The following is an 11,025-nucleotide window of genomic DNA, read 5'->3' on the forward strand; positions in this document are numbered from 1 at the left end:
CCCGCTAATCTCCCAGATAGGCTTTTTTCACTTCCGGATGCTGCATCAATTCAGATGCCGAACCGGACAAAATGATCTCCCCGGTCTGCAATACGTAGGCACGTCCGGAAATGGACAGGGCCATGTGCGCGTTCTGCTCCACCAGCAGAATGGTGGTACCGTCGGCGTTGATTTCCTTGATGATGGAGAATACTTCCTTTACCAACAGGGGGGCCAGGCCCATGGAAGGTTCGTCCAGCAGCAGGATTTCCGGCCGGGACATCAATGCCCGGCCCATGGCCAGCATTTGCTGCTCACCGCCGCTCAAGGTGCCGGCCAGCTGGTTTTTGCGTTCGGCTAGACGCGGGAAACGTGCGAATACACGCTTTAATCCGGCTTTCACCCCGCCCCGTTCCCGGCAGGTATAAGCGCCCATTTCCAGGTTCTCCAGCACACTCATGCGGGTGAACACCCGCCGCCCTTCCGGCACCTGGGTCACACCCAGTTCAACTATCTTGTACGGCGGCAGCTTGCCGATTTCTTTCCCTTTATATGCGACCCGGCCGCCTTTGGCACGCAAAAGGCCGGAAATGGTGCGCAGGGTGGTGCTTTTACCGGCGCCGTTGGCCCCGATCAGGGAAACGATTTCCCCTTCCTCAACTGCAAACGAGATGCCCTTTAAAGCCTCGATCACTCCGTAAGCCACGGACAGGTCATGTACTTCCAGCACGGTCAATCCACGTCCTTCCCCAGGTAGGCCTCAATTACCGCCGGGTCCTGCTGCACTTCGGCCGGCGTGCCGTCGGCGATTTTTTTGCCGTAATCGAGCACTGCCACCCGGTGGGACAAATTCATCACAAACTTCATGTCATGTTCAACCAAAAAGATGGTAATCCCCATTTCCTGAATGCGTTGAATCATTTTCAACAGGGTCTGTTTTTCCTGCGGGTTCATTCCGGCGGCCGGTTCGTCCAGCAGGAGCAGGCCGGGTTCGCTGGCCAGGGCGCGGGCGATTTCCAGGCGCCTTTGTTCACCGTAGGAAAGGTTGCGGGCCAGTTCATCCCTTTTGGCAGCCAACTCCATCAGATTCAGCAGTTCCAGCCCGCGCTCCGTAATCGCCCTTTCTTCAGCCCGCACCGCCGGCAGAGGCGAGGTCAGGGCACCGAAAACCCCCGCTCTGGTACGGCAGTGCCGGCCGATTTTGACGTTGTCCAAAACGCTCAGATTGGCGAACAGGCGGATGTTCTGGAAAGTGCGGGCAATGCCCAGGGCGGTGATCCGGTACGGCTTGAAACCATTTATTTTCCGTCCCTGGAAAAGGATTTCTCCGGCAGTGGCCCGGTAGATGCCGGTGACCAGGTTGAAAATGGTGCTCTTGCCGGCCCCGTTGGGACCAATCAGCGCCCGGATCTCCCCTTCCTCAATGACCAGGTCTACATCGTCCACCGCCATCAAACCGCCGAACCGGATGGTAATCCCCTTCAATTCCAGTATATTAGCCATAATGACCTCCTAGTTGCCGGCAACGGCCGCTTTTTGCCTGCGCCGGCGTAGCAAGCGGCGAAAATCGACCCCACCCAGCAGACCGTTGGGCCGGAAGATCATCATCAGCACCAGCAGGGCGCCGTAAATCATCATCCGGTACTGGGCCACGAAACGTAGAAATTCCGGGGCCAGGGTAAGCACCGCCGTGCCGACGATGGCGCCGGGAATGCTGCCCAGGCCGCCCAGCACCACAAAATTCAAAATGTCAAAAGAACGGGCGAAGCCAAAATCACTGGGATTCAGGTACTGCAACAGGTGGGCGTAAAAAGCGCCGCTCATCCCGGCGAAGAAACAGCCCAGGGCAAAAGCCTGCACCTTGTAGAACATGGCGTTGATGCCCATGCTCTCCGCCGCAATCTCATCCTCCCGGATAGCCGCGAGTGCCCGTCCGAAGCGGGAATTATGCAGGTAGGACATGGCCCAGACGGTTAACACTACGAATACAAGCACATTTATCAGATTTGTATCGCGGGGGATGGCCGCCAGACCGATGGCGCCCCCGGTAATTTTCAGGTTTGTGAAAACCACGCGCACTATTTCACCAAAACCAAGCGTTGCAATACCCAAATAATCCCCGGTCAACTTGAGCACCGGCAGACCCAGCAGGGCGCCGAACAGCGCGGCCATCAGACCGCCGGCGAAAACGCAGGGGATGAACGGCAGGTGCAGGTTCCTGGTCATGATTGCCGCCGTATAGGCGCCGATGCTTAAAAACGCCGCGTGTCCGAAAGAGAGTTGCCCGCACATCCCGGTGATCAGGTTCAACCCCAGGGCGGCAATGATATAAATACCGACCATCATGAGCACTTGCTCGTAATAAGGATTGATCAGCCCGGCCAGCCAGTTTTCCATAGTCTGTTACACCTTCCTCTGCAGCGGTCGTCCCAGCAAGCCGGTCGGCCTGACCAGTAAAATGACAATTAAAAGCGTAAAAGCAATGGCGTCCTTATAGGATGAAAAACCGGCCGCCACCCCGAACACCTCGGCCAAACCGAGGATCATTCCGCCCAGCATGGCCCCGGGAATATTGCCGATGCCGCCCAGCACGGCGGCGACAAACGCCTTCAGGCCGACCATCACGCCCATATAGGGATCCACGGAATTGAAATAAATACCCACCAGCACGCCGCCGGCGGCCGCCAGCGCGGAACCGATGGCAAACGTAAAGGAAATCACCCGGTTGATGTTGATACCCATCAAACTGGCCGTATCGTAATCTTCCGACGCGGCACGCATGGCCTTGCCAGTTTTGGTGTACCTGACAATCCCCTGCAGGCCGACCATCAATAATATGGAAACCAGCAAAATAATGATCTGAATGCTGGAAAACTCCGTATGCCCCAATCTATAGGTGGCGTTATTCAATACGTGCGGAAATCCGATCGGCTGGGGACCCTTGAAAACAGTCATAAATGTTTCCAGAAAAATGGATACGCCGATGGTGGAAATCAAGGCGTTCAAGCGGTTGGCCCGGCGCAGCGGGCGGTAGGCCACCCGTTCGATGGTCACCCCGAGCACGGTGCAGGCCAGCATGGCCGCTATCAGGATGAGAAAAAAGTTGTGGAAGAAAATAGAAGCCGCGGCCACTCCGATAAAGGCACCGATCATAAAAATGTCGCCGTGGGCGAAGTTGATCAGCTGAATGATACCGTAAACCATGGTGTAGCCGAGGGCGATCAGGGCGTATGTAGCTCCCAGGGTCAGGCCGTTAATGATTTGCTGAATTAACACATTGTCTTCCTCCGTCCGGAAATATTGGGACCGGACCGGCCGGCCGTCAACGCCGGCCGGTCTGTTATCCGCTTTACTCGGTGGGCGCCGCGGTCGGAATCACTTTCTTGATCGCAAACTGCTGGTTCTTCACTTCCAGCAGGTAAACCGGACTCTTCACCGGCTCACGGTTGGGCAGGAAAGTGATGTTGCCGGAAACGCCCTTGTAGTCCTTGGTCTGGGCCAGAGTATCCTTGAATTTGGAGGGATCGATACTGTTGGCATCCTTCATGGCCCTGGCCAGCAGCATCACCGCATCGTATCCCTGGGCCGAGAACATGTCGGGCAGTTTGTTGTCATTGGCCGCCTGGTATTTCTTGATGAATTCCTTGGTTTGCGGCGCCGCGTTGGCCGGGTCGGCGGCAAAACCGGTGTAAACCATGCTGCCTTCCACCGCCTGACCGCCCAGTTTCCAAAGTACGGGGGAAAGCATGCCGTCACCGCCGGCCATTTTTAAATTCATGCCCTGCCGGCGCACTTCTTTCATAAACAGACCGCCTTCGGTGTAATAACCGGTAAAAATAATCCCGTCCGGATTAGACTGTTTGATTTTAGTCACCTGGGCGCTGAAGTCCTTGTCGCCATCCTGGATGCTTTCACGGTCCACAATTGTGGCCTTGTTGTCAGCCAGCGCCTTTTCAAAGATCTTGGTCAGACCGACACTGTAGTCGTTGTTGGTGGAGGTGACCAACGCCACCTTCTTCCAGCCCAGATCGTTAACCAGATATTTGGTTACCGCCGGGGCGGCCACCGAGTCCAGCAGGGTGTCCCGGAAAATGTAGTCGCCGATTTCCACCACGCCCGGACCGACGGCGCCGGCGGACAGCATGACCACTTTATTCTGCTGGCAGATGGGGGCGGCCAGTTTGGTCTTGCCGGTGGTGGGGTCGCCGACAATGGCCACCACGTGGTTCTGGCTGATCATCTTCTGTACCACGGCCGCCGCCTGACTGAGCTGGCTGCCGTGATCGGACTGTACAATCTCAATCTTTTTGCCCAGCACGCCGCCAGCCTTGTTCAGATCACCGGCCGCCATATTCATGCCCTTCAATGTTTCAATGCCGTAACTGGCCTCGCTGCCGGTCAGCGCGCCCATAAAGCCGATCTTGATGGTGTCCCCGCCGGAGGCGGCGTTACCGCCGGCACCGGACTGGCCGGACGGCTTGCTGCCGCACCCGGCCGCCAGAGCGGCGACCAGCAGTACGCTGATCAAGATTATTGCTACACGGAACTTTTTCAAGCCTTCCTCCTCCTTCGATCTTCTTTTGATTGCTTGTTCAACTAAAAAATATGTACCTCTTATTCATTTCCACCCCCTCCGTTTTCTGAAAATTGCCTGAAACATGTGTTTAATTATTCGCTGTCCAATTGTCAAAAACCTTTTTCCGCCAACCGGACAACGAAAATTTTTTTGTCCAATATCTTGCACACAAACAAATAAAAGACCCGCTACAGCCGTATTTCAAACGGCTTCCCGGATCTTCCCCGACCCGTTTCAACCGGCCGGCAGCACCGCCGGACGGTGAAACAAGCTAATATTCATACAACCTTTTTTATTTTATCCCTGTGCAACCAGACTGTCAATAACGTTTTCCACTGTTCAAATTTCAGGCGTTCAATTCTTGCCCTCCCGCTGCAGGTAGTGAACAATCCCAAGCGCATTTAACTTCAGCTCAGCGGCCAAACCCCGGAACAGGGGATGTTCCCGGTCAATGCCGTGAAGCAGCAGTTCGGGCAAAAACAGCTCGGACAAACTTTCCTCCAAATTGCGCACCGAGCCGCCGGAAGCAAGCACACGCCGGCCGATGATCGTTTGCGCCGTCACCAGATCCCGGTTGCGGGCCAGAATCGCCGGCACGTTGCCGGCCCGGCCGAAATGGGCGAAGAAGATGTAGCGGGCGTTTAAACGGCTGGCCCGGTCAAAGGTTGCTTCCGCCGCCAGGGGATCGAATTCCGACGGCGTGGTGGACGGCAGGACAAAATCATAACCGGTGGCCCGGCTCAAGTCCGGCAGGCGCAATCCCAGGGCGTCACCGGCAAAAATGCCGCCGCTGAACGGATCATGAACGATCATGTGATGGCGGGCGTGACCGGGCGTGTGATAAAAGGTGAAAACCCGCCCGCCGCCCAGATCCAGGGTTTCCCCGTCGGACAACGCATAAAGGCGATCGGCGGGCACCGGCCGCACCTCACCGAGCAGGGCATCGAAACGTTCGCCGTAAACTGCCCTGGCCCCGGACACCAGGCGGACGGGGTCGGCCAGATGACGCAAGCCCCGGGGGTGGACGAGCACTTTGGCCCGCGGCAGGTGTTCGGTCAGCACCCCGGCGCCGCCGGCATGATCCAGGTGAATGTGCGTTAAAATAATGTAATCCACCTGTTCCGGGGCCAGCCCCAACTCCGGCAGTGCCTTTAATATATGACTGGTACCGGGCGCCGGTCCGGTTTCCACCAGCGCTGTCTTTTCACCCCGGACCAGATATAAAGCCATGCGTTCCGGCAAGCCCTGGTAATAAACATCAATTTGCTGGATCCCCGCTCCCAGATCAACAACGGACATAATTTTCCCCCTATCTGCATCCGGTGATTGAAAGGAATAAATGGCCTTTCTGTTTTGTTCGACCGGCAACATTAACTTTCCTGCTCTTTCTTTTCACGGACCGTTCCGGCACCGCACCGCACCATACCGGCGACCGGACGCCGGCGCCGGGAGAAAGGCGCTTTGTTTGCAAAAGAAAGACTACAGGATTTTACTCAGGAACAAACGGGTCCTTTCCTCCCGCGGGTTGTTGAACAACTGGCCGGGTGCCCCCTCTTCCAGGATGCAGCCCTCGTCCATAAACAGCACCCGGTCGCCCACTTCCCGCGCAAAGCCCATCTCATGAGTGACCACGGCCATGGTCATGCCTTCCCGGGCCAGATCCTTCATCACCGCCAGCACTTCCCCCACCATCTCCGGATCCAGCGCCGAGGTTGGTTCGTCAAACAACATTACAATCGGATTCATGGCCAGTGCCCGGGCGATGGCCACCCGTTGCTGCTGCCCGCCGGAAAGCTGGTCGGGATAGGAGTACGCCTTTTCCTTCAAACCGACCTTCTCCAGGAGGGCCTGCGCCCGCTGCTCCGCTTCCACCTTGCTCATTTTGAGCACCTGGCGCGGACCAATGGTGATATTCTCCATAACCGACAGGTGTTGAAAAAGGTTGAAGCGCTGAAAAACCATGCCCACTTCCTTGCGCACCAAGCTCAGGTTGGTTTTGCTGTGAGTGATTTCAACCCCGTTAATCACAATCCGGCCCTCCGTAACAACTTCCAACCCGTTGAGACAGCGCAAAAAGGTGCTTTTCCCCGAGCCGGACGGGCCGATGATTACCACCACTTCCCGGGGGGCTATCTCCAGCGAGATATCTTTCAAGACTTGATGGCGGCCAAAATGTTTGGATATGTTTTTAACGCTGATCAATCTGAAACCTTCTTTCCATATAGCTCGAAAGGGCGGTCAGGCTGAGAATGACGGCCAGATAAATCACGGCCACCGCCGTCCAAATCTGCAGGGAAGCGAAGGTGGTGGATATAACAATCTGTCCCTGCCGGGTCAATTCGCTCAAAGAAATGGCCGACAACAAAGAGGTGTCCTTGATCGTTTGAATAAACTGGTTGACCAGGGGGGGAATCATGCGTTTGAAGGCCTGGGGCAAAACAATAAAACGCATGGTTTGAAAACCGTTCATGCCGATGCTGAGCGCGGCTTCGGTCTGGCCCCGGTCGACGGATAAAATGCCGGCCCGGACGATTTCCGTGATGTAGGCACCTTCGTTCAAGGCCAGGGCAATGGCGCCGGCCACCGGTGCAAAATAGGGATCGAACCATTTGTGCATGGGCAAAACCATGGGCAGGGCAAAATAAATATAAAAGATTTCCACCAAAAGGGGCAGTCCGCGGAATATATGCACATAAACCTCGCCAATTTTCCGCAGAACACTGAACGGGGACAATTTGAACAGGGCAAAAATCAGCCCCAGTATGGTGGCCATAATAATGGCGGCAATGGAAAACAAAATGGTCAACCTGGCCCCGTATAACAACTGGGGCATGGCCGCCGACACAATAGCATAAAAGCTCATCTTTTCGCCTCATTTCCCGCGTGCCGTTGCTATCCTCAAACGAGCGCAGCCGTGGCTGCGCTCGAAAGAAAGTTATTTTTTAATTAACCCGCTTTCGTCCGATTTAAAATATTTTGTGTACAGTTGCTTGTACTCGCCGCTGGCGATCAGCTTGTCCAGGCCATCATTGATCTTTTTGAGCAACTCCGGATCCTTTTTGCTTACCGCAATGCCGTAATCCTCGCCGGTGAGCAGGCCGCCCACCACTTTCACGTTGTTATGCCCGGTGTTGATGTAATTCTGGTTGACCGGATTGTCAAAGATGACCGCCTGCGCACCGCCGTTTTGCAGTTCGTTGTAGGCGTCATCAATGTTGTTGAACCGCTTCACCTTCACGCTCTTATCCTTGGACATCATCAAATCGGCGGTCGTGCCCAGTTTGACGGCCACGGTCTTGCCTTTCAAATCCGCCAGGCCTTTAATGGTGCTGTCCTTCTTGACCAGGATGGACAGGCCGGAATGATAGTAAGGCTTGGAAAAATTGACCATTTCCGCCCGCTTGGGGGTGATGGTAATCCCGGCCACCGCCACATCAATGGTGCCGGTCTGCAGGGCGGGTATCAAACCCTGAAAATCCATGGTCTGCATGTTCACCTTGAGATTTTCCTTGGCTGCAATGGCATTGATCAGCTCGATGTCAAATCCCGTCACTTTGCCGTTCTCTTCCATCTCAAAGGGAGGGAAAGTGGTGTCGGCAGCCACTTTAATTTCTTGTGCCGTGCCGGCTCCGCCGCCGGCGGTGTTGCCGGCCGTCTTGCCGCCGCCGGAGTTGCCGCAGCCGGCAACCATCAAACCAAATACCAGAGCCACGATCAGAACGGGCCATTTACGCAAAACTGTCTACCTCCTTCAATTATCTAAAGATTAAAGGCGCCTGTCAACTCTTACGCACCACCTCCCGTATTCCCGTTTCGCAGGCTACCGTCGCCGGGACGGCGCTTGATAAAACATTAACCGGGACCTCAAGACATTTCGACGCCCACACAAAAAATCCTGCCCGGGGAAAAACCGGGATTGGGATGCTGATTATTCTTCCCCCCCGCCGCCGGCCAGGGAAATAATCCGCCGGGCCCGCCGCACAATGGGCAGTTCCACCATCCGTCCGTCCACCTGGATCACCCCGCGGCCCTGCTCCCGGGCGGCGTCAAATGCCGCTACTATCCTCCCGGCCCGGGCCAGTTCCTCCGCGGAAGGAGAAAATACTTCATTTACCGGCGCCACCTGGGCCGGATGAATGACCATTTTACCCTGAAATCCCAGCCTCCTGGCCCGCTGCGCGTCCTCCACCAAAGCCGGAACGTCCCGGAAATCCGGATTGACCGTGTCCAGAGGCGGCAGGATGCCGGCCGCCGCCGAAGCGGCCGCCAGTTTGCTGCGGGCGAAATACAGCTCTTCCCCCGTACGGGAATAATCCACGCCGGTATCCATGGTATAGTCGTTGCCGCCAAAGGCCAGACAGGCCACCCGCGGACAGGCGGCGGCAATTTCCCCGGCCCGCAGGATGCCCGCGGCGCTTTCCACGAACGGGATCAGCTTCAGTGCGCCGTTCGGGCGGCCGGCCTCCGCTTCAAACAATGCTGCCAGCCAGTCCACCCGGCGCACCTCCTCAGCTGATTCGGCCTTGGCCAGCATCAGGCCGCGCACCGGCAATCCCGCCACCGCCCGCATGTCGGCCAGAATATAAGGCGTGCCGGCCGCATTGATCCGGACAAAGACCGGCAGGGGCGGCGGATTTTGCAACAACTCCCGCACCGTTTCCCTCGCCGCGGCCTTGCGCTCCGGCGCCACTGCATCCTCCAGATCCAGGATCACCGCATCCGCCCCGGCATTAAAGGCTTTGTTGCACTTGTGTATATCGTCCCCGGGCACAAAGAGCATGGTCCGGTAAAACCGCCCGCCTCCGGATTGATTCTCCCGGCCCGCCCGCTGCTCCGGCACAATGTACTGTTCAGACATAATACACCCCCGGTTATTCTTCCCGCTTCAGTTTCCGCTTTGCCGCCCGGCCGGGCGCGAAGCCGGCCCGCACCGGTCCGGACGGATCAATAAAGTTTATTCTCCCCCGGAACAAACCTGTCCTGCCGTCGCCGGCCGCGGCAAACAAAAAATTTCCTTCGTCTTGACTGCATAAGCCGGCCTTTTTCCCGGTGAAACTACCTGTTCAGGAGCGTGTTGTCCATGTTTGCCGTTATTTATCGTACCGTCTTGATTTACCTGATTGTATTAATCGTCGTGCGCCTGATGGGCAAGCGGGAAATCGGCCAGCTGTCCCCTTTTGATTTTGTGGTGGCCATCATCATTGCCGAACTGGCCGCCATCCCGATGGAGTCCACCGCCATGCCGATCTGGGAAGGCGTCATTCCCCTGCTCACCCTGGCCGTGCTGGAGGTGCTGCTCAGCTACGCCGCCCTTTACAGCCCCTGCCTGCGGCGGATACTGGACGGCCAGCCCCAGGTGGTGATCCGCAACGGTCACATTATCAAGCGTGAACTGCGCCACGCCCGCTACAATTTAAATGATCTGCTCGCCCAGCTGCGGGAAAAGGGCGTGGTGAACATCGGCGACGTGGAATTCGGCGTACTGGAAACTTCCGGCCGGCTGAGCATTATTCCGAAATCACAAAAAAGGCCGGTCACCCCGGAAGATCTCGGGCTGTCCACCGGCTATGAAGGACTGCCCACCGTGCTGGTGATGGACGGACAGGTGCTCAAGGACAACCTGCGCCTGGCCGGCCTGGACGAAAAATGGCTGCGGGAACGCCTGGCGGAATCCGGACTGGATACCGGATCCGTCTTCCTGGCCGTACTGGGCACCGACGGACGCCTGTTTATCAATGAGGCCGCACGGCCGGAGGAGGCGGCCGGCCGCCGCAATCCGGTGTAAAAGGGCGCGCAAAACGGCGCCGCGCAAAGAACTCGCGCGGCGCCGCCCGGCCTGTGTTATTTAGTTCCAGAAACCCATGCCGAAGACGAGCAGGATAAGCACCAGGAAAAGAATGAACGGACCATCAAAGAAACCGTCAGCTTGCATGATTATTCCTCCTTCTAATTATTGTAATGCCGTGCTTTACTTGGCCGCGTTGAATCCGCAGGGCATCATGAAGAAGAAAAGAATCAGGATGATGAAGATGAAGAAAAACCCGCCGTCAAATGCAAATCCACCCTGCACTTTCTTTCCCCCTTCGGTTTGCACATCATCCCTTGTTTTCCGGACGCCATCCTGCTGAGGCATTTTAACCCCCCTCACTTTTTATTTTGCTTGCTTTTTTATCATATTCGGATTGTAAAAAATGGTTACAAGAGCGCCGGTTGTTTCAAGGCGCAAAAACACGGCCCGGCCGCCGGATGATGCGGCACGGGCCATAATACGGCATTGAGTGCGTTTTGTAACCATTTTATGGCACATCGAATATGTTTTAATGAGTGATGTCAAAAAAACAAGGTGGTCAAAAATGCGTAGAAAACCATTTGCCAAAGCGGACGCCGGCCGGAAAACGAACGGCCTTCCCGTACCAGCGGAAGGGACGGACAAAAATCAAGAGCGGCAGTCCGTGGGGTGGACCCATTTG

12 protein-coding genes are annotated in these 11,025 nt (G+C 56.4%); 1 reads left to right on the forward strand and 11 read right to left on the reverse strand.

What is annotated here, in order from left to right; translation table 11 throughout:
• Nucleotides 1–4: 4 nt before the first annotated feature.
• The 10 genes from A6M21_RS17240 to A6M21_RS17285 form a co-directional block, all read right to left on the reverse strand.
• Nucleotides 5–715 (reverse strand): ABC transporter ATP-binding protein, encoded by a 711-nt coding sequence (locus A6M21_RS17240; RefSeq protein WP_201721925.1) that lies wholly within the window; start codon nt 713–715, stop codon nt 5–7.
• Entirely contained in the window at nt 712–1,482 is a 771-nt protein-coding gene (locus A6M21_RS17245) for an ABC transporter ATP-binding protein (protein WP_066671776.1), read from the reverse strand. Before A6M21_RS17245 ends, A6M21_RS17240 begins: the two co-directional genes overlap by 4 nt.
• A gap of 9 nt (nt 1,483–1,491) precedes the next feature.
• Nucleotides 1,492–2,376 carry a branched-chain amino acid ABC transporter permease gene (locus tag A6M21_RS17250; RefSeq protein ID WP_066671778.1) on the reverse strand — a complete coding sequence of 295 codons (885 nt, stop codon included), beginning with the start codon at nt 2,374–2,376 and terminating at the stop codon, nt 1,492–1,494.
• 6 nt (nt 2,377–2,382) lie between these two features.
• Complete coding sequence (locus tag A6M21_RS17255; RefSeq protein WP_066671785.1) at nt 2,383–3,255, reverse strand: branched-chain amino acid ABC transporter permease; 873 nt, start codon at nt 3,253–3,255, stop codon at nt 2,383–2,385.
• 73 nt (nt 3,256–3,328) lie between these two features.
• Nucleotides 3,329–4,534 (reverse strand): ABC transporter substrate-binding protein, encoded by a 1,206-nt coding sequence (locus tag A6M21_RS17260; protein ID WP_066671787.1) that lies wholly within the window; start codon nt 4,532–4,534, stop codon nt 3,329–3,331.
• A 375-nt stretch (nt 4,535–4,909) separates the two neighbouring features.
• A complete protein-coding gene (locus tag A6M21_RS17265) occupies nt 4,910–5,854 on the reverse strand; it encodes an MBL fold metallo-hydrolase (protein WP_066671823.1) in 945 nt (314 codons plus the stop codon).
• Nucleotides 5,855–6,034: 180 nt separating this feature from the next.
• Nucleotides 6,035–6,757, reverse strand: coding sequence for an amino acid ABC transporter ATP-binding protein (locus A6M21_RS17270; RefSeq protein WP_066671790.1), 723 nt, complete (start codon nt 6,755–6,757; stop codon nt 6,035–6,037).
• Nucleotides 6,744–7,418 (reverse strand): amino acid ABC transporter permease, encoded by a 675-nt coding sequence (locus A6M21_RS17275; RefSeq protein WP_066671793.1) that lies wholly within the window; start codon nt 7,416–7,418, stop codon nt 6,744–6,746. Before A6M21_RS17275 ends, A6M21_RS17270 begins: the two co-directional genes overlap by 14 nt.
• 72 nt (nt 7,419–7,490) lie before the next feature.
• Nucleotides 7,491–8,291: a basic amino acid ABC transporter substrate-binding protein gene (locus A6M21_RS17280; RefSeq protein ID WP_151192001.1), complete on the reverse strand. Its 801-nt coding sequence runs from the start codon at nt 8,289–8,291 to the stop codon at nt 7,491–7,493.
• Between the two features lie 192 nt (nt 8,292–8,483).
• On the reverse strand, nt 8,484–9,413 hold the full coding sequence (locus A6M21_RS17285; protein WP_078060855.1) for an HpcH/HpaI aldolase/citrate lyase family protein: 930 nt from the start codon (nt 9,411–9,413) through the stop codon (nt 8,484–8,486).
• A gap of 222 nt (nt 9,414–9,635) precedes the next feature.
• Between A6M21_RS17285 and A6M21_RS17290 the strand changes: the two genes are divergently transcribed.
• On the forward strand, nt 9,636–10,340 hold the full coding sequence (locus tag A6M21_RS17290) for a DUF421 domain-containing protein (protein WP_066671796.1): 705 nt from the start codon (nt 9,636–9,638) through the stop codon (nt 10,338–10,340).
• 183 nt (nt 10,341–10,523) lie between these two features.
• Here A6M21_RS17290 and A6M21_RS18860 read toward each other — a convergent pair whose 3' ends face one another.
• Nucleotides 10,524–10,688, reverse strand: a complete 165-nt coding sequence (locus tag A6M21_RS18860; RefSeq protein WP_161486109.1) for a hypothetical protein — start codon at nt 10,686–10,688, stop codon at nt 10,524–10,526.
• Between the last annotated feature and the right edge of the window lie 337 nt (nt 10,689–11,025).

This window comes from Desulfotomaculum copahuensis, from assembly GCF_001655685.1.
Lineage (GTDB): Bacteria > Bacillota > Desulfotomaculia > Desulfotomaculales > Desulfovirgulaceae > Desulfotomaculum_G > Desulfotomaculum_G copahuensis.